Annotated in this window: 24 protein-coding genes; 3 read left to right on the forward strand and 21 right to left on the reverse strand. The window is 56.3% G+C overall.

Translation table 11 applies throughout. The features are described 5' to 3' along the window. Positions 1–12 precede the first annotated feature (12 nt). From AC245Y_RS28000 to tnpA, 11 genes are all read right to left on the reverse strand, one after another. Positions 13–1,956 carry an HAD family hydrolase gene (locus tag AC245Y_RS28000; RefSeq protein ID WP_017996753.1) on the reverse strand — a complete coding sequence of 648 codons (1,944 nt, stop codon included), beginning with the start codon at positions 1,954–1,956 and terminating at the stop codon, positions 13–15. A gap of 8 nt (positions 1,957–1,964) precedes the next feature. Then, the gene (locus tag AC245Y_RS28005) at positions 1,965–3,056 is read right to left on the reverse strand and encodes a hypothetical protein (protein WP_017996752.1); all 1,092 of its coding nucleotides are present in this window, start codon (positions 3,054–3,056) and stop codon (positions 1,965–1,967) included. Next, positions 3,049–4,959: an ORC-CDC6 family AAA ATPase gene (locus tag AC245Y_RS28010; protein ID WP_017996751.1), complete on the reverse strand. Its 1,911-nt coding sequence runs from the start codon at positions 4,957–4,959 to the stop codon at positions 3,049–3,051. Before AC245Y_RS28010 ends, AC245Y_RS28005 begins: the two co-directional genes overlap by 8 nt. Before the next feature lie 8 nt (positions 4,960–4,967). Next, complete coding sequence (locus AC245Y_RS28015; RefSeq protein ID WP_017996750.1) at positions 4,968–6,092, reverse strand: phosphoribosyltransferase-like protein; 1,125 nt, start codon at positions 6,090–6,092, stop codon at positions 4,968–4,970. A gap of 333 nt (positions 6,093–6,425) precedes the next feature. After that, entirely contained in the window at positions 6,426–6,797 is a 372-nt protein-coding gene (locus AC245Y_RS28020; protein ID WP_017996749.1) for a response regulator transcription factor, read from the reverse strand. Positions 6,798–6,876: 79 nt separating this feature from the next. Next, on the reverse strand, positions 6,877–7,506 hold the full coding sequence (locus AC245Y_RS28025) for a response regulator transcription factor (RefSeq protein WP_017996748.1): 630 nt from the start codon (positions 7,504–7,506) through the stop codon (positions 6,877–6,879). After that, positions 7,487–9,082, reverse strand: a complete 1,596-nt coding sequence (locus AC245Y_RS28030; protein ID WP_017996747.1) for a sensor histidine kinase — start codon at positions 9,080–9,082, stop codon at positions 7,487–7,489. Before AC245Y_RS28030 ends, AC245Y_RS28025 begins: the two co-directional genes overlap by 20 nt. Before the next feature lie 300 nt (positions 9,083–9,382). Further along, a complete protein-coding gene (locus AC245Y_RS28035; RefSeq protein WP_003554972.1) occupies positions 9,383–9,679 on the reverse strand; it encodes a hypothetical protein in 297 nt (98 codons plus the stop codon). Continuing rightward, positions 9,679–11,301 carry an IS66 family transposase gene (gene tnpC, locus AC245Y_RS28040; RefSeq protein WP_017995947.1) on the reverse strand — a complete coding sequence of 541 codons (1,623 nt, stop codon included), beginning with the start codon at positions 11,299–11,301 and terminating at the stop codon, positions 9,679–9,681. The genes AC245Y_RS28035 and tnpC overlap by 1 nt, the downstream gene beginning before the upstream one ends. Positions 11,302–11,364: 63 nt before the next feature. Continuing rightward, entirely contained in the window at positions 11,365–11,712 is a 348-nt protein-coding gene (tnpB, locus tag AC245Y_RS28045) for an IS66 family insertion sequence element accessory protein TnpB (protein ID WP_003554417.1), read from the reverse strand. Then, positions 11,709–12,077 carry an IS66-like element accessory protein TnpA gene (gene tnpA / locus AC245Y_RS28050; RefSeq protein ID WP_003557134.1) on the reverse strand — a complete coding sequence of 123 codons (369 nt, stop codon included), beginning with the start codon at positions 12,075–12,077 and terminating at the stop codon, positions 11,709–11,711. Before tnpA ends, tnpB begins: the two co-directional genes overlap by 4 nt. 120 nt (positions 12,078–12,197) lie before the next feature. Between tnpA and AC245Y_RS28055 the strand changes: the two genes are divergently transcribed. Beyond that, positions 12,198–12,425: a hypothetical protein gene (locus AC245Y_RS28055; RefSeq protein WP_487762869.1), complete on the forward strand. Its 228-nt coding sequence runs from the start codon at positions 12,198–12,200 to the stop codon at positions 12,423–12,425. Positions 12,426–12,593: 168 nt separating this feature from the next. Here AC245Y_RS28055 and AC245Y_RS28060 read toward each other — a convergent pair whose 3' ends face one another. The 7 genes from AC245Y_RS28060 to AC245Y_RS28090 all read right to left on the reverse strand — a co-directional run bounded on the left by AC245Y_RS28060 (position 12,594) and on the right by AC245Y_RS28090 (position 18,618). Further along, on the reverse strand, positions 12,594–13,037 hold the full coding sequence (locus AC245Y_RS28060) for a hypothetical protein (RefSeq protein ID WP_017996746.1): 444 nt from the start codon (positions 13,035–13,037) through the stop codon (positions 12,594–12,596). Positions 13,038–13,227: 190 nt separating this feature from the next. Next, complete coding sequence (locus AC245Y_RS28065) at positions 13,228–14,883, reverse strand: FAD-dependent oxidoreductase (protein ID WP_017996745.1); 1,656 nt, start codon at positions 14,881–14,883, stop codon at positions 13,228–13,230. A 23-nt stretch (positions 14,884–14,906) separates the two neighbouring features. Beyond that, positions 14,907–15,209: a UBP-type zinc finger domain-containing protein gene (locus AC245Y_RS28070; protein ID WP_003561719.1), complete on the reverse strand. Its 303-nt coding sequence runs from the start codon at positions 15,207–15,209 to the stop codon at positions 14,907–14,909. A 376-nt stretch (positions 15,210–15,585) separates the two neighbouring features. Beyond that, the gene (locus AC245Y_RS28075) at positions 15,586–16,065 is read right to left on the reverse strand and encodes a hypothetical protein (RefSeq protein WP_017996743.1); all 480 of its coding nucleotides are present in this window, start codon (positions 16,063–16,065) and stop codon (positions 15,586–15,588) included. A gap of 375 nt (positions 16,066–16,440) precedes the next feature. Then, positions 16,441–16,989: a GlcG/HbpS family heme-binding protein gene (locus AC245Y_RS28080; protein ID WP_245274058.1), complete on the reverse strand. Its 549-nt coding sequence runs from the start codon at positions 16,987–16,989 to the stop codon at positions 16,441–16,443. 52 nt (positions 16,990–17,041) lie between these two features. After that, a complete protein-coding gene (locus AC245Y_RS28085; protein ID WP_017996741.1) occupies positions 17,042–17,761 on the reverse strand; it encodes a hypothetical protein in 720 nt (239 codons plus the stop codon). Between the two features lie 26 nt (positions 17,762–17,787). Then, a complete protein-coding gene (locus AC245Y_RS28090) occupies positions 17,788–18,618 on the reverse strand; it encodes an alpha/beta fold hydrolase (protein ID WP_017996740.1) in 831 nt (276 codons plus the stop codon). Between the two features lie 210 nt (positions 18,619–18,828). Here AC245Y_RS28090 and AC245Y_RS28095 point away from each other — a divergent pair, with 210 nt between their 5' ends. Then, positions 18,829–19,026, forward strand: a complete 198-nt coding sequence (locus AC245Y_RS28095) for a hypothetical protein (protein ID WP_157628372.1) — start codon at positions 18,829–18,831, stop codon at positions 19,024–19,026. Here AC245Y_RS28095 and AC245Y_RS28100 read toward each other — a convergent pair. From AC245Y_RS28100 to AC245Y_RS28110, 3 genes are all read right to left on the reverse strand, one after another. Next, positions 18,983–20,482: an aldehyde dehydrogenase (NADP(+)) gene (locus tag AC245Y_RS28100; RefSeq protein WP_020487121.1), complete on the reverse strand. Its 1,500-nt coding sequence runs from the start codon at positions 20,480–20,482 to the stop codon at positions 18,983–18,985. The genes AC245Y_RS28095 and AC245Y_RS28100 overlap by 44 nt on opposite strands. A 52-nt stretch (positions 20,483–20,534) precedes the next feature. Next, positions 20,535–21,122, reverse strand: a complete 588-nt coding sequence (locus tag AC245Y_RS28105) for a TetR/AcrR family transcriptional regulator (protein ID WP_017996738.1) — start codon at positions 21,120–21,122, stop codon at positions 20,535–20,537. 114 nt (positions 21,123–21,236) lie between these two features. Then, entirely contained in the window at positions 21,237–22,631 is a 1,395-nt protein-coding gene (locus tag AC245Y_RS28110) for an ATP-binding protein (RefSeq protein ID WP_026157652.1), read from the reverse strand. A 353-nt stretch (positions 22,632–22,984) separates the two neighbouring features. Here AC245Y_RS28110 and AC245Y_RS28115 point away from each other — a divergent pair, with 353 nt between their 5' ends. Beyond that, complete coding sequence (locus AC245Y_RS28115; RefSeq protein ID WP_017996736.1) at positions 22,985–23,287, forward strand: hypothetical protein; 303 nt, start codon at positions 22,985–22,987, stop codon at positions 23,285–23,287. The last annotated feature ends 7 nt before the right edge of the window (positions 23,288–23,294 follow it).

Here is a 23,294-nt window from a genome sequence, read left to right on the forward strand (position 1 = left end):
CTTCAGGCCGTCTCAGTTCTCAGTCAGGCCCAATTTTTGCACATCGAGTTGAAAGATCCCATCACTAACTACGGTTAATGCCCGCAAAATCGTGTGCAAGGCATCTGGACCATCGATCACGGCATCAAACATCGACCAGCAGACGTCTTGCCGATGGCAAACGTCCCGAACACTGACACCATGAGCGTGACCAAGAAGCTCAAAATCATTGCCATGAGGGGCACCGCTATCGCCAATGCAAAGGATATGCGAGGGATCGCTGGAAGTAGACGCACCAAGCGCGGACACGACATTGAGTTTACTATTCCCTGGCAAGCCAATATCGACTGAATGCTCAGAGAAAACGATGCCGACTTCTTTCGACAGAATAAGTGGAGCGTTTTTCAGTTCGTCCACAAACTGCTGTGAATTCTCTGAGTCGTCAATCGATATCGAGATCTGAACTTTGTTGTCAGGCTTTATCGGTTTGATCAGCAGGCGGCTTCTCTCGTTCACCCATTGGGTCATCTGCCTGATGGGCGGCGCCTCCGGTGGCGGATACTCCTCGATATTGTCATCCAGCGGCCGCAGATATCCCCCGTTGTAGTACCCAACCATTATGGACGGATGGAACCTTTCATCGATGGCTTCGCGAAGCATATCTCCCACAGAACCGCCTCGTCCTGTGGCGAATCCAAGCTTCAGACCGCCATCCATGAGACGTTCGAGTTCGTCTATGAGCTTCCTCGCCGGACGGTCAAGCCGCGCAACCGTTGACACTACCGTACCGTCGTAGTCTAGGACAAGGCCGTGAAATCGCGCTGAGCGCAGTCGCTCAGAGAAGCTTTGGAACCCCGTGATCGGATCCCATTCTACATCGGAAGTACCAAACTTCCTTAATGCCCTGAGTTTCGCTCTGATCGGGCGCGTGAACTCGCTCGCAGCAGTCTTCAGCGCGGAGCCGTCATAGATTGCTCGTGCAAATGGTCCGACACCAGGTTTTGCGGGATCAACATCGCTGCCAGATCCGATGGCCTCGACGATCATCAGCGCGTCGATTATCGAAACGGCCTGCTGGAGGCGTCCCGTATTGCCGTACGCGATCTGATGGCGCCTCAAACCGTCTGGGAGATTGATCTCGATCTCAGACCAACTTGCGGCGGATTGGCGACCTGTCAAAGCAAGCACGAACGTTTCGTTGGGGCGCTTGTGGAGCCAGACGTGTCGACCGTGCGCAAAATTTCTGAAATCCGTGAGCTGGACCGGGCAAAGCGCCGTCTCCCAGAGTGAGGTTTCCAAGGCAACTGCCGCCGCTTTAAGCCGAGGATCCGCCAGTACGATCAAAGTGTCATCGGAGGCTACTTGTCCAAAAGCCTGGGTATATTCCTGGACGCGCGAGGGCTCGCGACGCAACCTCAGTTCGTTGGCGAAGTCAGTTAAAGGCGAATATTCCGCCTGGACCCCGTGCAGATAGTGATGACTCGATTGCAGGAGTGCCGCGATGACTGCGATCAGCGAATGGGTTGAAAGAAAGCCATCCTTCTCATCGAAGGTCCGAAGGACGTGCTTCCGAAACGACCGGTCAGGAATCTGCTCGAAAACTGACGCTTGCGCGTTACTCGTAACAATCTGGATATCCAGACATCCTCGAGTTCGGGCTGCGATCGCTACGGCGTGGGCGTCGGCGTTCTCCCCTCGACCGGAGAATAACCAGACCTGGCTCCCTGCCAAGTCTCGGTCATCCAAGACGAACTCCATAGGCGTTTGGACAATTGTCGGCTGATCCATAATGTCCGACCGGCAGCTTGCGAAGAACTGGGCGCTGATCATCGAGCCGCCTGATCCGATCGTGTATGCCGTCTTTTTGGCACCCAACCGCAGAGCCCGCGTCAAACTGGAAAGGTCGACATTTCTGATGATCTCAACAGTGTTGCCGAGCGCATCGAGCTTATTTGAGAAAATTGAGTTCTGAACCATTTCGGCCCTCACTGCTGTGCGTAGCCGTTATAAATTGGACCATCCAGCCAAACGTGTACGATATCCATTTTGGGTGCTTTAGGAGCCGTTTCGTCGATCTCATACCGAAGAACCTCGACATATTGAACTGTCAGATCGTATTTGATCGCAGCCATCATAGCCCCAGCTGCCATAACCTTGCTCCCCACTGGTGAGAGGATTAGCTGCGGATCGAAAGTGTCTTTCACGGTCTTGTCGTATCGCTTCTTGAGCATTTCAATCGATCTGAATGAGTCCAAAGGGTTCTTCTCAGAGGCGTAGATGAAATCTCTGGGGTCGACCTCCCACTCCTCTCTGATCTCTTCTCCGAATTCCTCAATCAACCGATCTGCGCGTCTTGGGTCTCGTGCGGGAAACGGCAGAATTGGGCAAACCTTGTAAAGATCAGTCAGAGAGGCTTTGATGCGTTCGAGAGCAGCCCCGCGCTTCTTCGCCAGCTGCGGGAGCCATATACGGGCTTTTGGAAGCGTCGTTTCTCGACCTGCGTTACCGGCGAACCCGCGAACGGCTTGTACCTTTTCACCCGGTTCACCGACGATACTGACGTCCATTTCTGGATTTGAAGCGATCATCAAATGAAGGTTCAGGCCTTCCGACCGTTCAGCGATCTCAAGCAGAATTCTTGCAGCAGGAAATGCTATGCCCATCGATAGGGCGCTCATATCCAATACGATATCTGTCGTGCCATCGGGAAGCGCCATTCCCCGCAGCAATGCCACAAGGCGATTGCCGCCGACGGGTGCATTGTCGGCCGGGTCAAATATTGTAATCGGCTCTACGCGAGAATTAGGAATGCCCTTGCGCAGCTCGGCTTCATTCTGATCCGCGGACTCGCGCAAGAACTCGTCCGTTGTTTCCCCTCGCTCCTCCCGTATGAAGAGGGCGTGAAGGTTGTCGCGAAGTGCCGTGGAAAGTAGGTTCGGAATGATTGGTGAGCGCGGATCAAACCCGGCCGCTGCCATTAGGAAGCACCGACGTTGTCCATCTCCAAAATACTCATCGATGAAGCGCGTCGCATCCTGATCGAAGTGCGTGACACAGTTGTCCCAGTGGTCACGCATCCTGTGGCTCCGCGATAATGGCCTGCAGATCGCTCACCTTTCGTTCTAAAAAGTTTCCGCGGTCGAAACCCAGCCCATATTTGATGCGAACCGGACCCGACAGCTCTAATAGGCACCAGGACTTCCCACCTTGACCGTAGTCGCGAACGGCGTTCATCGCACCATAGGCGATCGCGTACTTCAAAATAAGCGCCAGTTCGTCGTTGCTCGTCAGCAAAGATTTCATCTCGCTCTCGAGAACGCCAATCGTGTTCGCCCCCTCCTTCAATGGGGCGTTTGGCAGTAAAGCGTTCTCGACGCATTTAGAGGCTAGCTCGTCCACAAGGCGTGTCACCTTCCTGGCGTATGGGAAAGACCACTTCTTGATGATCTCTTTGGCCTTGTTGCGCAACTCGTCCTGTTGCTGACTAGGGGTCAACGTCGGATCCTGGTTTCGGATGGTTTTGGTTTCCATCCGGCTGACAAGTGAACCGGCTAATTGAAGAAAAAGCTCCGCGTTTTCGCCACTGGCGTCGCACAAAGCGTCCATACCGTAGTGAAGCGGGCGGTCGAACCGATGATGAAGGTGGACACGGGCGCCATCGGCAACACCACTGCTCGCCTTAACCGGTTGGGCGGGCTCTGGGTCACCGAAAAGTTCGAGGGTTTGGGTGGAAACGCGGTTTGCATATCGGTGCATGAGGATCCGTACCATTGCGAGGCGCATGTCCTGGCTCAGATCGTAAGACTTTGCACCTTTCGCGTACGATTCAACCTCTTGTTCGAGAGCGATACGGCGCGAGGCTGATATGGACAGCTGTCGCTGTTCACGGGCAATTGTCGTTTCCAGCTCTTTGAGTTTTCCTTCCGGAAACGAAGGCAACACCTCTCCAAGCAAACTATGCATGGTCTGGTGGCCACGGTCATTCAGGGAATCAACAAGCTTGAGATACCGGTTGGCCATATCGTTGGCCAATTTACGGAAGAGCTTGCGATCATCCTTCCTGCTTGTCGTGCCTTCCATCACAACATCGATAAAATCTCTGTCATGTTTCAGCCCGGGCAACGCTTCGTCGTCCGATGTCCGAAATACCGCGCTCGGGCTAAGCGCATCCATTCGCATCATCATCCACCGGCCGATGCGGATTTCTCTCTTAGATAAAGCCCTGAACAATGCGGCATACTGTTCCGGATGAAGACTGTGGACATCATCGAGGATCACGAGGGGCCGGAGCCTAATCCGCTCGCCGCGCCATGTGATCTCGATCTCCCTTATCGTTTCAAAGGGTTGGTAGGGTTTTTGAACTTCGTCGGGAATTTGATCTAGGCTGGGGGGAATAAGGCTCGCACCGATGTTATAAACAAGGGTTTCCACCTCACGAGCCCGCTCTCGAATTTCTAGGCTGTCATCGCCGCCAATCTGCGTTTTCTGGGCTTCCGCTTCTGGACGAGTGATGAACTGAACATCCTCAATTTCGCGCTGCTTATTCGCAGTGAGAGTCCGAACAAGCCCAAGAACGGCACGAGCTTGGATCAATGACAGTACGAGCTTTGTCTTCACGGCGGGTTCGTAGGGAAGTTCCCAAAACTCTCTGTATTCCGACTCCATCGGAAGCCGGATCGCCGCCACGAGGGGTTTTTCCCCGTCCGAAAATTTCGCGGCAGCCAACGCCGCGGCTAATGTACGATTGCCTTGACTGCTCTGGTCTTGGAGGATCGCTTCGATCAGGCGAAACTCTACGAGCGACGCCATCATCGTCTTCCCTGTACCTGGACTGCCTATGATCCGGACAGGAAAATCAAACAGATCATTCACACGCCTATGGTTGGCGATAAACGTCTTGATTGGTTCGGGACTCGTGATGGCGAGAAACGCCGTCGTGTCGCGAATGTATTCGGTCGCTCGGCGAAGAAAAGGATTCATGACGTCATCTACCCGTGACGATCTCGGCGTCGAAAAAGAGGTTGCATGGAGTGGTTGCCGGGCAGGGCTTCAGTTTCTGCCCAAAGCAAGGGAATGCTGTTGTTGGGTGTATTGTGATCCAGAATCAACGGAAGAGCGCAGTCGGCGAACCCAAGCTTGACTGTCGTCTTTCCCGCGGCAGCCAGATGTTCCTTCAGTCGCTCATCAAGGCCGGGATCGTGATAGCGCTCACAAAGGTCGAGTATGCTGCCGTCCGCGTCTGGATCCAACTTAAGTTCGGGCGGAAGGCGAATACCTTCAGTGACGGTGACACTTCCGAACACCTTGTCGTCCCAATTGCTCTCGGCGAACGCGATGCGCTCATCAAGGCTCACGCGAGCCTGGTCACTCGATATATAGTGGTGGATGTGAAGGTCAAAATCCTTCGCTAACGGAAATTTTTTGCCCAGTCTTTCCCTGGCAAGTAGTACAGCCTCGTTGAATTTCGCCAACTTCCCGTCCCACTTCCCGTCGCTTTCTTGGCGGATGAAGGTAGTTCCGGAGCCTGTGAAATCCTCGATCAGGTATACGCTGTCGAAAGAGGCCTCCGAGCCAAGTTTCTTGCGAAGCTTTTCGCCCAGGCTTTTCCATTTCGCATCATCGACAGTCAGAGTGGTAATGACTTGTTCTTGATTTACCTTCCCGACGTTGGCTCGACGAAACACGTCCATCCTGCTGCCGTCGCTCATGCCAACGAAAAGTGTGGAGCGAAGGCGATTAGAAAAGCACTCCATGCCCTTCTTGGTGCTCCATACTTCATAGGGTTTGATGCCCAATTGTCGTGCGACAACCTGACGAAGGTGAGGGGTAACCACCTCGGGAACAAAAATCTCGATCAGGCACTGCAGCTCGGCGGGTGAGATGTACACCAAACGCTCTTTGAAGAATGCATACGCGGTCTGTCGGTCAGCTGTGTCGAACTGCCTGAGCCATATCGCGAGACTCTCAATGAAGCGGACACCCGCACGGAAATCCGCGTAGCCATCGTACTTGATGGAAGACATCATCTTCAGCCATGCAAATTCCCGATTTGCGATGCTGGATTCCCCTTCTTCCCTCCATCCCATCACTTCCGCGATGAGATTCAATGCCATGCTGTTTGCCAATCGACCCTCATCATCTCAGACACCAAACGAAGAATCGCTGATGCGTCCCGACTCCAAGCTATAATCTGCAACTAAAAAGCGCACTATGAATTCGGAACCACGCGCGGATTTTTTGCATTGCAGCTTCCATCGGCCGCTCGGCCACCCAGCCAACCGAAGGTTTTGGTGCCAGCTCTCATCTAGCACCTTTATATGAGTGTGCCCGAACTCTAGCGCCCGTAATGTTGAGCCTGCGGGACTGGGGTGAGCGGTACAGGCTTGAGCAGCAAAAGCTGCCCCCGCTCGAACCTCACTGTCAGGCCTGAACACAGTCCGGCATTCTTATAAGTGTAGCGCGGATTCCACATGGGCGAGGAGCGCCTTGACGTCGACGGGCTTGCCGAGAAATGCAAATGCTCCGGCTTCCATTGCCTGAGCTTTCGTTCGCCCGTCATGATACGACGTGACGAAAATGATCGGCGGCCGCTTTTGATCGGTGCTTAGGATCTTCTGCAAATCTAAGCCGCTCAAGCCGCCGGGCATGTCGACATCCAGAAGCATACAATCAACATTCTCGCGATCAGGCGCCGCCAGATAGTCCTCGGCTGATGAAAATAACCGGCTCTTGTATCCACAGGACACCATGAGGTCGTCGAGTGCCTCGCGGATGGCAATATCGTCGTCAACGACCGCGATGGTTTTGGACTTGGACAATTTCGGAAGCCTGAATGCAAAGGTTGGACACGGATTGAGTTATGCGCTCTCGCCGAGCGCTTCGATACCACACCTGGGTCTAGGTTCCGGTGAGTTGGTGCATCTTTTTAAGCAGATCGGGAAGTGTTCGGACCTGCATCTTCCTCATAACGTTCCCGCGATGCAGTTTCACCGTCACCTCACTGATGCCCAGCTGGTAAGCGATTTGTTTGTTCATGAATCCCTTGTTCACTGCTGTTAAAACCTCGCGTTCTCGCGGTGTCAGACTTTCCAGCAGCCGCCGGACATCCTGGGTGGCGGCGACCGCTTTTCGAGCTGCCGCATCCCTCGCCAATGCGACGGTCACCGCGTCAAGGACGTCCTGGTCGCGGAATGGCTTGGTGAGGAAGTCGACGGCTCCGTCCTTCATTGCCTGGATGCCCATCGGAATATCGCCGTACCCGGTGAGGAAAATCACGGGTAGCTTGCTACCAATGCGATTGAGTTCGCGATAAAAATCCAGACCGCTGACCCCAGGAAGTCGGACATCAAGCAGGATGCAGCCAGGCGCTGCGACGTCTGCCCCCTCAAGGAATTCCTTAGAAGATCCAAAACTTCGGGCAGGGATGCCTACGGATAGAAACAGGTCGCTCAAAGATTCACGTATCGAGTGGTCGTCATCCAACAAATAGACCGTCGGTGCGACCTGTTCATGCGTATTGCGTTTCATGCTTTTTAGCTCCGACCAGTGGAAGAGAAAGTTCGAACACCGCGCCGCCCGAAGCGTTGTTTCGAGCGGTCAATCTTCCGCCTATCGCCTCTACGAAGGTCTTGCAGACAGACAAGCCAATTCCCATCCCTGTCTCTTTGGTGGTGAAGAAGGGCGCGAAGAGCTTATCAACGGCGTCTTCCGCGATGCCGGGACCATTGTCGGCAACCGAGATCACGACCTGATCGCCATCCCCGGGGCGGACCTCGATATTCACCTGCGGATTTGCCTGCCGGGAGTTGGCAAGAGCCTGGATCGCATTCGTTACGAGGTTTATCAGAACCTGCTGGAGCTCGATCCGCATGGCGATGACCTGCGGAACGGACTTGGAAGCGATGATCTTGTGCTTCACCCGATGCCCGTCAAACTCCGCGTCCATAATCGCGCATGTCTCCTCGACTAGATGCACGAGGTCCACGCTCGTTGGTTCGCTCTGTGTCTGTTCGATCCTGTTCCGTGTTTGCTTTATGATCTCGCTTGCTCGCTCGCCATCTCGAACAATCCGGTCCGTTGCCCGCTTTGCGGCGGCAAGATCGGGTGGATCGCGGTCCAGCCATCTGACCAGCGTTTGTGCACTCACAATTATCGCGCCAAGCGGCTGGTTAAGCTCGTGGGCCAAAGATGTCGAGAGAGCGCCGATCGCGGCTGTTCTCGACGATGCCGCAAGTTCTGCTCGCGCATCCTGCAACGCCTTTTGAGCAAGCTCACGCTGTGTGATGTCTACCATGCCCGTGACCACGCGGTTGAACGCGGTGGCATCCTCCGGAAAGCTGACCGTTAGAAGAACAAGCTTCCTTTCGCCATCGTCACCGACCACGGTCACGCTGTCGGAAAATGAACGGCGGCCCAGGAATATTGCTTCCATCAGGTCAAGGAAGGTCTCATCGCCGGGCGGCAGGATCCGTCGTAGCGAACCCGGCGTCTGATCAATTGCATTTCGACCCAATAGTTCGACCGCCGCCTCGTTCGCCGCCACGGTACGAACCGCGGCGACGCATCTATCGACGATTTCTGGCTGTTGTCGCGCATATTCTCGAATGTCGTCGACCCCCTGCGCCTTCAGCGAGAGCAAAATCTCTCGAACAGAGGAGTAGTCGCGTTCCCAGAGTGCAACTTTCGTGCGGTCAAAGATAGCTCGATATCTACTCTCGCTCTCGCGAAGTGCGGCGTTAGTGGCGATTAGCTCGGACCGTGACGCTTCATTTCGCATCAGCAGAGACGTCGTGATGACAAGTGCGGCCAGAGCGACGCTCAGCCGAAGCAACGATTGCAGGTCGATAAGCGCGTCGCTGTGAGCGTAGACGTACGACGCGGCGGCAAGCCCAACTGCCACCGCGCATGCGGTCACATGGCCGCGGGGAGTTAGGATATCCCCAAGCAGAAGGAGGGCGATTACATAGAGGACCGCGATTGCGCCCTCGATGTTGGTGAATGTGTCAATGTAAAAGATGGTCCCAGCAAGAGCCAGCGCCACAGCAGCAAGAACCGTGCTGTGGCCGTTGTCCGTTCGACCATTAAAAAAATGTGCTGATGTCATCCCGATCGCAAAGCCCCCAGTGCGCAAAAACCGTACCACCCTCAACAGCGATGTCACCTGTACTCTGGTCTAAGGTAACGTTTCGACGTCGCGATCGGTGGATCGGTAATGGGCCGTCTCTCGGGGTATTGTAAGATCCGGCAGTCATCAATCACGGTGTGGTGTCCTCTCAAGTCTTTGGATGCGCAGAACGTCATGAAGGAAGCTGATAGATTATTTAAGCCCGCCCTTGTAGTTTTGATCTCGGGTGTGCTTGGGAGAAACGACGTTGCCCAATGATAGAAAGTAACCGCCCGATTGCTACCGCGGCGATTTTGCTTTGATGCGAGCGACGAGCAGCTCGTCGTCAACAAAGCTGTCGAGGAAGTCGTTCCATTCTTGGGGTGAGCGGCGGGCGTCTTTGAGCATCTGCTCCAATTCGTCCATGCCGTCGTCCGTCAGTGCGGTCACGGATTCGTCGTCTCCGGTGTACACGGAGATGATGCTGCCGTAGCTCAGATTATCATCGTTGGAGACGATTGCCTGAAGAAGTTCCGGGTCCTCTTCGAGAATTTCGGCAACAAATTTGATCGTACGGACGTAGGTGACTGTCGCCATCAGGCTGCCTTTGCGTCGATTGCGGTGATCGTCGACCAGTTCCACGGAAGGAGTTCGTCGAGTCGATTGATCTTGTGATCGTGGATGCGATCGAGCACGTCAGTCAGATAGGCTTGCGGGTCAAGACCATTCATCTTTGCCGTCTCGATGATCGTCATGGCGCGTGCCAAGGTCTCCGCTCCCGTATCGGCTCCCGCGAAGAGCCAGTTCCGTCTTCCCACGCCTATCGGCCGCAGTGCCCGCTCGGCGGCATTGTTGTCGATCGCAACGCGACCGTCTTCGAGGAACAGACAGAGCGAAGACCATCGGCTCAATCCGTAGCGGAAAGCTGTCGCCAGATCGCTTTTGCCCGGAATGCGCGTGAGTTGAGCTTCAGCCCAGTGGCGGAATGCATCGACCTTAGGCTTGCTCTGGGTCTGACGCGCGGCAAGCCGGATCTCAGGAGGCTGCCCATTGATGCCACGCTCGATGTCGTAAAGCGCTCCGATGCGATCGAGAGCCTCTCGCGCGATCTCGGACTTGTTTGATGTCCAGATATCGTGGAAGTCTCGTCGCCAATGAGCCCAGCAGGCGGCTTCCTTGAAGCGAGATGTTCCATTCTCTCCAGGCGAGTATAGCTTGCCATATCCTTTGTAGCCGTCAGCCTGAAGGATGCCGCTTGATTGCTTGAGGTGGCGGTGGACGTGCTCTTCTTTCCAGTCAGGAGCAAAATAGTAGACTGCACCGGGCGGGGAAGTCCCCACCCATGGACGTTGATCCCGGACATACGTCCAGATCCTGCCCTTCTTCACACCCTTGCCCAACCCCTTGTCTCGCAGCGAGCGATCCAGCACTCGGATCGGGGTGTCGTCGGCATGAAGGAGGTCACTTGCCATAATCGCCGTTTCGATCCGCTCGATGAGAGGCTGAAGCACCTGCATGGCGCGACCACACCAATCAACCATCGTGCTGTCGGGAATGTCGGCGCCCATGCGGGCGAAGATCTCGTTCAGACGGTACAGTGGCAAATGGTCGTCGAACTTCGAGACCAGAATGTACGCCAAGAGGCCAGCGCCGGCCATGCTGCCCGGTATCGGGCGGCTGGGTGCTGCCACCTGCACCATTTTCTCGCAGCAGCGGCAGGACTTCTTCAGTCGAGAAACTTCGATGACTTTCATCTGCGCGGCGATCATGTCGAGGATTTCGCTGACGTCCTCACCGACAAGACGCAATTCACCTCCGCATTCCGGGCAGCAGGAGCCAGGATCGAGCTCTCGGCGCTCGCGAACCGCCTTGTCCGAGACGCGTGGGCGCCGGCGCATGATCTTTTCAGATGTATCCGCCAAGGGAACAACAGACGCCGCCTCATCAGGTTCATCGATTGGCGCCGTACTGCCTTCAGCGGCGGCGATCAACAGATCCTCAAGCGCTAGTTCCAACTGCTCGATTTCACGCTCAATCTTTTCGGAGGACTTGCCGAAGACCTGTTTCTTCAGCTTGGCAATGCGCAGCCGCAGCGTTTGGATTAACTGATCATGCGCTTGCAATGTGGCCGACATCTTCGCGTTTTCCGCCTGCAAAGCGGCAATCATTGCCTTGAGAAAGGCTGGATCGTCCGGAAGATTTGTCGTCGCGCTAGACATGATCCTGACTACCACGAGCCAGGATAAATTTCCATAAAAACCAGTGGTTTCAGTGGGATAAAATCACCCGACACGGGCCGGTGGCGCACCCCAATCAGGTCGACGCCAATCGATCCCTTCCCACAACATCGCCAGTTGGGCCGACGTCAGCCGGGCAGTCCCGTCGGATGCCGAAGGCCAAGGAAACCGCCCCTTCTGCAAGATCTTGTAATACAGGCAGAAGCCCTGGCCATCAAAATACAGCAGCTTCAAACGATCGCCACGCTTGCCGCGAAAGGCGAAGACCGCGCCGCCAGTCGGCTTCTGACGCAAAACATCCTGCGCAAGCGCGGCAAGGCCTTCTACTCCCTTGCGCATGTCCGTGATCCCGCACGCAAGATACACCCGAACGCCGGTCCCAGGCCCAATCATGCTGCTTCCACTGCCCGGATAATCTGCGTCAGGACATCGGGAGCCATAGAACTCTCGAAACGAAGCGTGCGGCCGCAGATCAATCGTAGCTCAATCATCCCGGAGCAGCTCTCCCTCAATTCAGGGGCATCGTTCTGCACGGCATTCAGATCGACGGGAATGAACAATGCATTCGAAGACACCGGGAGCAGCCCCTTCTTCTTGAGCTCGCTACGCCAGGCGTATATCTGCTGCCGCGTTACATCATGACGATGAGCAATCTCTGTGATCGTGGCTCCAGAAACCCCAACCGACATGACAATCGCAAGCTTGTCGTCTTCGCGCCACCGCCGTCGACGTTCCTGCCCAAGAATTTCAACGCGCATCGCAATCCTCGCCTAAGACACGTCGCTAACGACGTCGTTAAACACGTGTCTTAGGCCATCAGGGCGCTAGGCGGCAGGCGGTGCCAATCGGGCGGTTACGATAGAAACTCACACGAAGTCATGATGCGCGAACGGCTCTTACGGGCAATCGATAGACGGGACCCGTGGAACGCTGCCGATTTAATGGACTGGTTGCGCTTTCATTTTCCCGAGTATCTAATGCGGGGGGACGAACGCCGAGCGGCAGCCGATTTTGCTGAAGAGCTTGCCAGTGACTTGGCTAACGATCCTGCTTTCCCACTTGTTGTACGCAACCTGCGCGATATCTCCGCTGAATTAAGTCGATGACTACCGGATCTGTAATGTCAGCGTACCCTTGCCGACGCCAAGAACTTCGTGCGGTAGATTGACCCTTTTTAAGCCGCGAGAGTTCGGAAACAAGCGGGTCCGGGTTGAGTTTTCACTGCACTGCTACGACAAGGGGGAGGGTCTATCTCCGGGCTTGTGTCTACACGGCTACAGCTCAAAGCTGGCGCCCCAGCTTTTGACTGGCCAATGGTTTTCGGCGCCATGGCCGACGTTGAAATGGAAGTTGTTCAGGAGTTTCTGGCTAAAGAGCCACACCATTTCGGTAAATTGCTGCCTTGTGACCTCAAGCCCAAGGTTGAAGGACGGCATGTTTTCTGACTTGAACATAAACCCAGCTTCGACGCGCTGCGGCGTCAGCGGAGTGCGTACCCAGAACGAAACGACCGCAGGCCACAGCATTTTTGTGCGAGGCGAGATCACGCCCGCGCCCACTATGAGGTATGTAAATTCGACTGACATCTCCGGAGGTCCAGGTTGAACGTGCTGGCCGATCGATCCGGATGGACGTTGGGCAAATTCTCCAGCCCAATCTCCCACTTCGACCTCCGTCCAAGCAAATTTCGGCAGCTCCTTTTTTGTGCTTTTTGGCATCGGGAACCTCTCCGGCAATCAACGTCAGCAGACAAAGGACAAAGTGCGGCGACTCTTCGCCAAGAAGGCCCAAGGTCCTGCATCCGGATCGATGGGTTATGGCGTCGGTTCATGTCGACGGCCCCAGCCTTTTCTCAGCCGCGATCGGAGTGCCCTCCTGAGATAAAATAGTCGTCGAGCCACCTGTGAGTTAGGCGAATGCCTTCAATGCAGCGTGGATTTGGGATACGACGGCTGCGCCTTCACCGACAGCGGCAGCGACGCGCTTCGTTGAACCGGACCTGACGTCGCCAATCGCGAAAAGATTTCGAAGGCTAGTTTCGAGAGATGTGCGTTGACCGTCGTCAGCGCCGGTAGTCTCGGGGCCTGTGAGAATAAAGCCAGAGCGATCCCGCTTCACATGCTCGACGAGCCACGCGGCGTTGGGATCTGCCCCGATAAAAAGGAACATATGGCGCAACTCGAGATTTCGTTTTTCACCCGTTGCGTTGTTCCTGACGACGGCTCCTGAAAGCTCAGAGCGGGTGTCGCCGGAGACAGCATCGATCTCGCAACCCATATGGATTTCGACATTTGGTAGCTGGCCTATTCGGTCCACCAAATACTGAGACATTGTTTCTTCCAGGGGGCGGCGGGCAACCAGATGCAGCTTCTTTACCTGCGGCGCCAGGTAGGCGACCGCCTGTCCCGCGGAATTGCCGCCGCCAACGAGCGCGATCTCTTCACCTTGGCAGAGGCGGGCTTCAACAGATGTGGCCCAGTAGGAAATCCCCGATCCCTCGAATTTATCAATGTCCGCGACGGCTGGTCGGCGGTACCGAGCACCTGACGCGATTACGACAGTTTTGGCCCGAACGGACCGACCGTCATCCAGTTCCAAGGAGTGATAACCATCTGACGCGGGCACGAATTTTCGAACTTCGATTGGCAGCGCGATCTCTGCACCAAACTTGAGGGCTTGGTTGAACGCTCTGCCAGCGAGAGCTTGTCCCGATATTCCCGTTGGAAAGCCAAGGTAGTTCTCGATCCGAGCCGACGCCCCGGCTTGGCCGCCGACAGCTCGTTCATCCAAGACTATCACTTTCAAGCCTTCGGATGCGGCGTAGACCGATGTAGCCAATCCAGCGGGGCCTGCCCCGACGACTGCGACGTCGTACAGAACGTCCGTGTTGATGTCCGGTGTGATCCCAAGGCAAAGAGCGGCTTCCTGATTGCTTGGATTGTTAAGCACGCTGCCGCTAGGGCAAACCATGACAGGCAAGGCGTCGGCCGAGACGCCAAGCTTTTTGACGAGTTCACGGCCACTCTCGTCGGCGGAGGCGTCGAGAACCAAGTGGGGATAGCCGCTGCGCGTGAGAAATCCCTGCAGACGAGTGATTGCGGCACTTCCAGGGGTGCCAATTAGGATCGAACCAGCACCTCCGGTGTCGATCAAAGCAACTCGACGAAGGATAAAGGCTCGCATCACCAATTCGCCAATGTCGGCTGAACCAATAACCAACGCCCGGAGGTGTGATCCGTCGTAGGGTAGCGCAATGCATCCCTCCGCACCGGCGACGCCTCTCACCAATGAAGGTCGGCCTGCAAGTTGACTGACCTCGCCTGTGAACTGGCCGGGCGAATGGGTCACCACATTCAGTTCATGCGCAAGGCCGTCGTGTCGAAAGACGTCCAAGCTTCCTTCAAGCACGAGCCAGACTGGCGCGTCTTTTTCACCGAAATGCACCACTATCTCGCCTGCAGAGAAGTGGTGAGGTTCCCCGCTGGCGAACCTCCGGGCCGATATCATCTGCGTCGGGCTCAAAACCGGAAACATCTGTTCCGCGCGATTATTCGAATTTGCCATGAGAATGCTCCGCCGGTCCGGCTTCAATAGAATTTGGGAATAGGTCCCGGATGTGGTGTCTGATCGGGAAGTTCGACGATGGTCTCGTCGACAAAGCACCAACCCCAGCCTTCGGGAGGATCGTAGCCCTCAATTATCGGGTGGCCGGTCTGCTGAAAATGCTTGGTGGCATGGTGACCGATGGAGTCATCGCAACATCCGACATGGCCGCATTCCCGGCAGAGCCTGAGGTGTACCCAGCCTTGTCCAATCTCCAGGCATTCCTCGCAGCCCAATGTGCGAGGTTTCACTCTGTGTACGCTAGATCCATGATTGCACGTACTCATGGGGACCCCCATCCGATTGGTTGTTGTGATTGACCGGGAGATTGTATCGTAGTGCCTGCTTCTAGCAACGGGCGGGAGATCCACCCGGCTAAACACCCGATAAAAATGCCCGCCACCGCCCCAAGGACAAGCGCCGTCTGTCGCGGCTGATGATATCCTGCATTATGGAGTGCGACGTTTAGGCTCGCGGGAACATCTTCAGCCCCGACGGGATCAAGCGTTCGACGAAGAGCTTCGGCCTGCCGTTCATAGGCGCCTACACGCTGGGCGGCGCCCAGATCGTTATGGAGATATTTATCGACTTCGAGTTTTTTCTCCGGAGCGAGACTGTGATCGATGAAGGATTGAAGGTCTGCTTCTGTGATTACCGGAACTGTCACTTCACCCTCCGCAGGTAATGCCCTTTGATGAGCGTTTGGCGGAACGGCGCTTCGACAATGAGCCTGAGCTGCTCCCGCGCTTGCGGCAGCAAACGTAGAAGCTCGCCCTCCGAAATATCCAGGACCTGCGCAGCCTCGCGATGAGAGAGCCGTTCGACCGACGTTAAAAGGATCGAGCTTCGTTGGAACGGCGCCATTTTTGACAAAGCGGTCGCTGGTCCGATGACTTTTTGCCCATGGTTCTCAGAATGGTCAGCAGACGGCGTTGCCGACAGCTGCCCGTCCACCAGGCCACACATCAAACTAAGAGCGCTGAGTCGTACATTCGAGTGTCCCATCCACAGCCACCGAGCTCGCAATTTCTTTAGAGTGGTGAGCACGAGGAGATCCGCTGCATCCACGTCTTGACAGTGGCCTCGCGCAAAACGCCTCAACGACGGAAGGTGTGGGAGAACTGCTTCGCTAAAGTTTTTCATAGGTTCTCCTCTAATCGCCGGACGGGGTTAAATATTGGATGATTTCGCCGCCGCGTCGTTGATGCTTCAACTCGCGAAGCGCCTGAGTGGGAAGTCAAAGGATCGGATCGTCAAAGAATTGGCCGCGCAATTGGGTACATTCGTCTCATCAGCCGCCCGGGACCGCCCTCCCGCTAGCCGCTGGTCGTAAGGGCAAGGCCCTCGCGGCGAATGCTCTCCAACCCGCATTCGCGTCGCGGCCCCTCGTTTTGGATCCCCTCATCAAAACGAGGGGCCGCAAAATCTTCGAAGTATCTTGCAGTTAGAAGCCGCGTCGATCTTCGGGAACCGGACATACCGGCTCCCTTTTGCCGTCTAGTCATTGGACTTCTTCTGCTAGTTTGGGGTTGGAAGAGCTTTCAGCGCGGCTTCAGCAACCGCGATATCCTCATCGATTGAGCCGCCGCTGACGCCAACGGCTCCTGCCACGTTGCCATCGAGAAGGATCGGGATGCCCCCACCAAGGATGACGAAAGTCCCGCCATTGACCGAGCTGACGGCGAATAGCGATTGTCCTGGTTGGATCATCGGAACGAAGACGGCGGACGGGGCGTGGAACGCTCTGGCTGTCCGGGCTTTGCCGATCGCCAAGTCGAATGCTCCTGGCCAAGCCATGTCCATCCGCGCCATGGCGACCAGGTCTCCACCACCATCGAGAATGACGATTGTGGACTTAACGCCGATCTGTTTGGCCGCATGTTCGGCTTTTTCGATCATGGCTCGGGCGAGGGAGAGGTCGACGACACCCATGCTGTTATCCAATGCTTTGAGGGATCGGGGCGACACTGCACTCAGCAGTGGCTGGGTGCGGTAGCGCGATTGTAAAGTCGGGTACGGTGATGACTCGTGCGGCTTGTGACGAGCGACCGATTGCAGGTCGAACACCGCGTGCGACCATTTGAGGACGGGCGAGGGCGGTGCCTCGCCCGCCGAACGATCAATTTAGTTTGATGTCAGAGAGATCGATGGAAACGACCAATGGCTCGGCCATCGATTGTCCATCGGGCTGGCGCGGAAAGATGCGGCGCACAGTCGGGAACTTGATGCCATGAACTTCGGTATAGTCGCTGATGTAATGCGCACCAGGTGTGTTACCAGCAATCTCGACGTCGTAGTCGTGACGCTTCAGCAGACCGGATTCATCGACGTAGAGCGTCTGAACGGTGCTATGGGTCGCGATTTCTTTCGGGAACGTCACCCTCAGGCGCTTCCAGGTCTCTCCTTTCTCCGTCCAGTCGCCGAGCTCTTCGGTTTCGACACCCGGCGCCGCGAGCAGAAACGGCATGTTGAGATAGGTCCACATGGCGATCCCGGCGAAGTAGGCAAGCTGCTCTTCGGACCATGGCGTTTCCAAGGTGTGGCCAGCGAACGACGCGCGAGGGCTTTCGAGTTCGCCAACGATATTCCCGCCGTTGTCCTTGATGGTGACCTTGCCTGGTTCGAAGCGTGTGACCTTGGCCTCGGGACCCAGAGGGGAGTGCGATGCCCATTCATCGCCGAGACCGACGGTGACGTTCGTTTCGTCAAGCTTTCCAGCCTGGCCCTTCAGTGTCCAAAGGGCGCCGCCTTGAACGAGGTGAGCGGACAGCTGAGAGAACTTTTTCCACTGATCGAGACCGCCGTGGGCGTCGATAATCTTCTGTGCGAGTACGTTCATGGTATTTCTCCTTGTGTGTGGCGCGATCAGGCGTCCAGGAATGTCTTGACGTGGGCGACGAAGGTTTCTGGATACTGGAAGAGTGCACCGTGGCCCGAGTCCGGGTAGATGATCAGGGTGGCCGCACTCATGTTTTTGAACATCTCGTACGCGTTGATCGACGGGAACATGGTGTCGTCGCTTCCGTGAACAATCAGAGTAGGCTGCTTGATGGCTTTCAGGGAGGCATGGTCCGGGTCTTGCTCAGCGCACCAGCCGATAATGGACGCGGCCTGAGGATTGCTGACGTCGTCGCCGCTCTCGGGGTCACGATCGTTTTTGCGGACAGTAGCTCGGGCAACGAATGCTCTCGCTGCGGCCTGGCTTGCGTCTGACGGCGGGAAGAAGAGGGGGAGGCGCACATCAGGAGCATTCTTGGAAAACGCATCCTCGACGACCTCCATGAGGTGCTCTTCCCCGCCCTTTGGCGCGGTGCCAGCCAGGATGATTTTGCGGACCTTGACGACGGGACGGGCGGCCATGATCTGCGCCAAGAAACCTCCGAGCGAGAAGCCGAGGAGATCGACTTCACCGAGGCCAAGTGCGTTGATGAACTTCTCAGCGTCGGTCGCCATCTGATCGACGTTGTCGGGCGTCTTGCCGCCGGATGTGCCGACGCCTGCGTTGTTGAAAATCACCACCGGGCGGTCCGCTGCAAGTGAATTGGCAACGATCGGATCCCAAGCATCCATCGTTCCGGTGAAATGCTGCATAAAGACGAGCGGCACGCCGGTCTTGGGCCCAAGACGGCGATAGGCGAACCGAATGCCCCCAGCCTCGACGTATTCGGTAGGTGCTGTTTCCAAAGTGATGGACATGCTGTGTTCCTTCCTCGGTGATGCGGCTTGAGCCGTGTTTGTTTCGAGGAGATACTGCCTGCCGGGTGCCAACCACGCGAGTTAAGGCATATTAAGTGATGTTAAGGTCGAAATAGCCGGGGGCAGCCGTCAAATTGCGGGCCAAGGGGAAGGCGTTGGCACCTGACTTGACGCATTCGGAACCTGTTCAAAACCCGCTAGGCTGTCCAGATGACGGTGCTCGGGGTTTGGGCCTTGCAAGGGATCGTGCGCCCGCGCTTCATTTCGAGCAAAGATGACGCCAAGCTCGTCAGCGATCGCGACTCAGACAAGGATGCCCGTCAAGCTAAACTAAGCTTCATGGGCATCCTTAAAGGCGAGGATGTTACTTTCGTGCGCCTGAGTTCTGAAGAGCCGACGGCAGCATGACGTCCGGGAAGTCTTGATAGGAGACCGGGCGCAGGAAGCGATAGATCGCGAGTGTTCCAACTGACGTGGAGCGGCCATCGGATGTTGCCGGGAAGGGGCCTCCGTGGACCATTGCGGGTGAGACTTCGACGCCGGTGCCAAAGCCGTTGATCAGCAATCTCCCTGCCAACTGTTGGAGGCGCGGCACGATCATTTGGGCCGCGGGATAGTCCGCCTCGTCAACTTGCAGCGCAATCGTCAGCTGACCCTCCAGATTATCGAGGACCTCCGAGACTTGACGTTCATCCGAGCATTTGACGACCAAGCCTGCCGCGCCGAAAACCTCTTCCTGCAACTCAGGGTGAGCGAGGAACGATGAAGCGTCGGTCTCAAACAGTGCCGTAGCGGCCTGAAATTCCTTGCCATCCTGTCCGCGAGCAAGCTCCGCCACCGAAGAGTGAGACGCCAGTCGCCGTACGGCTTCACAGTAAGCTTTGAAGATTCCGCCGGTCAGCATTGTTTGCGCCGGTGTCTCCGCAAGTGCCGCACGCGCCGCATCTTTGAAGGCGTCAAGGCCGGGACCGTCAATCGCGATCAACAAACCGGGGTTCGTGCAAAACTGGCCAGCACCCAAGACGAGCGATCCTGCGAACGCCTTCCCAATGTCCGCCCCCCTTTGCTGCAAGGCATTGGGAAATAGGATGACTGGATTGATGCTGCTCATTTCGGCGTATACCGGAATCGGCTGCTTGCGCTCTGAGGCGATCTTCACCAGTGCCATACCACCGCGTCTGGACCCCGTGAAGCCGACCGCCTTGATCCGATGATCGGCGACAAGCGCCTGTCCGACTTCAAAGCCGGTATCGAAGAGCATCGCGAAGGTCCCCGGATGCAGACCACTGTCGGATACAGCCTTTTGTACGGCATACCCAACCAGCTCGGAGGTTCCGGGGTGCGCAGAGTGGGCTTTGACAATAACCGGGCAGCCAGCCGCCAGCGCGGATGCCGTGTCGCCGCCTGCAACAGAGAACGCCAATGGAAAATTTGACGCACCGAAAACAGCGACTGGCCCCAAGGCGACGTTTCGAAGTCTCAGGTCAGGCTTGGGAACGGGCTTCCGGCTCGGATCGCCAGCATCAAATCGTAGTTCTTGGAAGCGGCCAGCCCTTACTTCCTTGGCGAACAGTCGAAGTTGACCGACGGTCCTGGCCCGCTCGCCTTCGAGACGACCTCTTGGGAGGCCGGTCTCAGCCATGGCCCGCACGATCAAGTCGTCACCGATTGCCTCAATTTCTAAAGCAACACGGTCAAGGAAAGCGGCTCGCGTTTCGAGGCCAGTTTCGCTGAAGCTTGGAAATGCTTCCCATGCCAGGGCCGAAGCTTCGTTGACCTCATCGAGCGTGGCACCTGCGAATTCGACGGGCAAGCTGTTGCCGGTCGCAGCCTCGACTGCAAAGAACGACTTTCCTTTGCCCATCCGGGCGGTTCCACCGATGAGCAAGCTACCGTTTAGCATTTTGGGGGCCTTTCTACAGTTGATGCGGACCTACATTGCTGAGCAATGCAAAGGCCATTTTGAAGAAGTCATCCAGCGGACCACGGTCGCCGGTCAGCTTGGTGCGGAGTTCACAACCTTCCCAGCTGCTGACCAAAAATCGAGCGAGTTCACTCGCCTCGATATCGGAACGAACTTGTCCAATTTCTTGTGCTGCTTTCACGGCTGCTGCCAAGCTCTCTGTCCATCTGTCGAGATCCGACCGCAGAGCTGCTTGTAAATCAGGAACCGCCGTCGAGCTCTCCGCGGTTAGATTGGCAATCAGGCAACCGCGGTCAAAACCGTTTTGCTGATGACGCGCCAGGCAAAATTCGAAGTGGCGTCGTATCCGATCTATGGGTGCGAGATTGGCGTCGAGGAGAATTTCCCTTTGAGAGGAAGCCGCGTATTGGTCCAACACCGCGATCGCCAACTCCTCCTTCGATTTGAAATGATTATAGAAGCTCCCTTTTGGAACTCCTGCGGTGTCAGAAATTTCCTGGACGCCACAACCATCATATCCAAGCGCGTGAAAGCGCTCCAGACCAGCCGCCAAGATCCGTTCCCTCACAGACGGTGCCATTGTCGTCTCCCTTTTCAAGAGGGGATACGAACGCAGCCGTCAGCCTTCAAGCCCCGCGAGCTAATAGTAGCTGAAAATTGAGGGGTGGAGGTTCATGAATCTGAGCCGATTGAATCAGTTAGGCCTTGGTCCCGAACCCATTTCAGGCGTTGGATGCGGGCTACGGCCAGGCATTCCCGGCATTCCGAGGTTGTCACGACCTTGCTTCGCGACTAATTCGGCGGCGAATTGTGCCGATGCCTCAGATAGAAACCAAGCATGGGATCCAGAAGAAAACTTCAGCAGGGACTTCGAAATCAACCCTTCCATCGCCTCGTCGTCGATGCGGCGATGCCGTGATCCAGTCGTCTCAGTGCCAACAAGCGTGCAAAACGCGTCCCGTTCTTCTGAAGTCAAAGACCTATAGCTCCAGTCCAAATTCGCACGTAACGACTTGTGTCTCTCGGGCGCAGTCCGGCGGCCAAATCGAAGAACTGCCAGGGGCTCATGTAGTGCTGCGTCGAGACCAGAAATGCCCAGGTCCCTTACGCGGTGCGCTGCGAGTTCGAGCGCAAGTGGCAGGCCATCCAATCGACGGACAATATTGGCAGCAAGCCTCATTGTCTCGGGGTCCGAGGTGTTGATTTCGGCGCCCGCAGCAAGGGCTTCTTCCAGGAAGTAAGCTAGGGCCGGAGAAGGGTCGGAGCATTCTTCGTCGCCATTTCCTGGGACGTCGAGCCCGGCTAGGTACCTCACGCGTTCGCCGAGGCTGCGTAGTGGTTCGCGACTGGTCGCGAGAACCATGGCAGAGGCCGTGCGGGCGACAAACGTTTCGGCGAACGTCGCGACGTCGTCCACTATGTGTTCACAGCCATCCAGAATAAGCATGATGTCGTCATCGCCTACCGCCTCAGCGATTCTCGCGACCGTCAATGTAGTGCACGAGCGCTGCAGTAGCGCCTTTCCTACAGCCGAGAGTAAGTCTGCTTGGTCGCGAGCCTCAGTTAGGTCGACATGGAACACCTTCTTTTCCAGTCGCAGGAGGTTCCCAATCGCGATCGCAACCGCGGTCTTTCCAGACCCTCCGGGGCCAACGATGCTCGCCAAACGGTGACGCTCATGTGCCCACCGTGCCAAAACGGCATCGCGACCGACCAAAGGTCGGCTTGGCCACGGCAGGTTGCCCTCCTGAGCCTGCTGCACCGGTGTATCCAAGGGAGGCTTGCGCGTCACAGAGGCGGCAAAAACGTAACCCTTCCCCGCGACGTTTTGGATGATCCCGGTGGCGCCCTTGTCGTCGAATGCCTTTCTAAGGGCGACTAGGTGAACGCGCAGCGCTCCCTCGTCCACATGAGTGCTGCCCCATACCGACTTGATGATCTCGTCTTTCGTTATGATCTCGCCCGGGCGGCTTGCGAGCGAAGCGAAGATATCGAACGCCCGTGGCCCCAGGCGCACGCGCTCTCCCCGATGGGTGAGCTGTCGAGCTTGGAGGTCGAATGCGAATTCGCCGAAAGACGAGCTGTTCATTGTGTTCCCCCAGGTCATTGTCGATATGCGACCGTTTCAAAATGGCGATCACGGTACCGGTGATGACGTGAGAGGCTACCCGATGACAGGGATGGTTCAATCGCAACCAAGGTGCAGTCACCCTATACGCCGGTATAGGTCGGCGTCGCTTTGAAGCCCACGCAACAGGAGATTTCTGCCGCGGATACCGGGCGTTGTTCTGAATAAGGGCGGTGACATGAAGACGCAGATCTCACGATCAGCTGCTCATCCCATACGATGGTTTGGGGTGTCAAAACCACTGTTCAATCGAAACCAGGACGGGAACAGGGCATCTTTGGCTCATTCACAAATCAGGCCAAGGAATTTTAATTATGAATCTCTATCTCGGCACCATCGCACGCTCTTCCCGCATCATGAAAGCTGCAGCCTACGGGAGCGGCTTGGCTTTTGATACGGCCTCCGAGACCGCATACGAGCGCAGCCCGATGCATTTTCCAGACCTCACCGACGAGATCGTCTATCAGGGCATTCTATCTCCGTTCCAGAGAAGCAAGATCATGCGGGCCAGAAGCCGTTCTCGCAACGATGTCGGCTGCGAAGTGATTGGTGCAACTGTCAGACATCAGCGTCCGCGCGAGTGGGTCGTATCCGTTGGCGGGAATACGCTTCATTAGCAATGCG

The organism is Rhizobium sp. SRDI943 (assembly GCF_057653695.1).

Bases quoted from the DNA above. Each gene is read 5' to 3' on its own strand.
- AC245Y_RS28030 (WP_017996747.1), bottom strand. From the start codon at position 9,082: ATGACATCAGCACATTTTTTTAATGGTCGAACGGACAACGGCCACAGC.
- AC245Y_RS28000 (WP_017996753.1), bottom strand. From the start codon at position 1,956: ATGGTTCAGAACTCAATTTTCTCAAATAAGCTCGATGCGCTCGGCAAC.
- AC245Y_RS28090 (WP_017996740.1), bottom strand. From the start codon at position 18,618: ATGTCCATCACTTTGGAAACAGCACCTACCGAATACGTCGAGGCTGGG.
- AC245Y_RS28060 (WP_017996746.1), bottom strand. From the start codon at position 13,037: ATGCCAAAAAGCACAAAAAAGGAGCTGCCGAAATTTGCTTGGACGGAG.
- AC245Y_RS28110 (WP_026157652.1), bottom strand. From the start codon at position 22,631: ATGAACAGCTCGTCTTTCGGCGAATTCGCATTCGACCTCCAAGCTCGA.
- AC245Y_RS28055 (WP_487762869.1), top strand. From the start codon at position 12,198: ATGATGCGCGAACGGCTCTTACGGGCAATCGATAGACGGGACCCGTGG.
- AC245Y_RS28005 (WP_017996752.1), bottom strand. From the start codon at position 3,056: ATGCGTGACCACTGGGACAACTGTGTCACGCACTTCGATCAGGATGCG.
- AC245Y_RS28065 (WP_017996745.1), bottom strand. From the start codon at position 14,883: ATGGCAAATTCGAATAATCGCGCGGAACAGATGTTTCCGGTTTTGAGC.
- tnpB (WP_003554417.1), bottom strand. From the start codon at position 11,712: ATGATTGGGCCTGGGACCGGCGTTCGGGTGTATCTTGCGTGCGGGATC.
- AC245Y_RS28010 (WP_017996751.1), bottom strand. From the start codon at position 4,959: ATGAATCCTTTTCTTCGCCGAGCGACCGAATACATTCGCGACACGACG.
- AC245Y_RS28070 (WP_003561719.1), bottom strand. From the start codon at position 15,209: ATGAGTACGTGCAATCATGGATCTAGCGTACACAGAGTGAAACCTCGC.
- tnpC (WP_017995947.1), bottom strand. From the start codon at position 11,301: ATGTCTAGCGCGACGACAAATCTTCCGGACGATCCAGCCTTTCTCAAG.
- AC245Y_RS28095 (WP_157628372.1), top strand. From the start codon at position 18,829: ATGACGGTGCTCGGGGTTTGGGCCTTGCAAGGGATCGTGCGCCCGCGC.
- AC245Y_RS28100 (WP_020487121.1), bottom strand. From the start codon at position 20,482: ATGGGCAAAGGAAAGTCGTTCTTTGCAGTCGAGGCTGCGACCGGCAAC.
- AC245Y_RS28115 (WP_017996736.1), top strand. From the start codon at position 22,985: ATGAATCTCTATCTCGGCACCATCGCACGCTCTTCCCGCATCATGAAA.
- AC245Y_RS28025 (WP_017996748.1), bottom strand. From the start codon at position 7,506: ATGAAACGCAATACGCATGAACAGGTCGCACCGACGGTCTATTTGTTG.
- tnpA (WP_003557134.1), bottom strand. From the start codon at position 12,077: ATGCGCGTTGAAATTCTTGGGCAGGAACGTCGACGGCGGTGGCGCGAA.
- AC245Y_RS28075 (WP_017996743.1), bottom strand. From the start codon at position 16,065: ATGAAAAACTTTAGCGAAGCAGTTCTCCCACACCTTCCGTCGTTGAGG.
- AC245Y_RS28105 (WP_017996738.1), bottom strand. From the start codon at position 21,122: ATGGCACCGTCTGTGAGGGAACGGATCTTGGCGGCTGGTCTGGAGCGC.
- AC245Y_RS28085 (WP_017996741.1), bottom strand. From the start codon at position 17,761: ATGAACGTACTCGCACAGAAGATTATCGACGCCCACGGCGGTCTCGAT.
- AC245Y_RS28035 (WP_003554972.1), bottom strand. From the start codon at position 9,679: ATGGCGACAGTCACCTACGTCCGTACGATCAAATTTGTTGCCGAAATT.
- AC245Y_RS28015 (WP_017996750.1), bottom strand. From the start codon at position 6,092: ATGGCATTGAATCTCATCGCGGAAGTGATGGGATGGAGGGAAGAAGGG.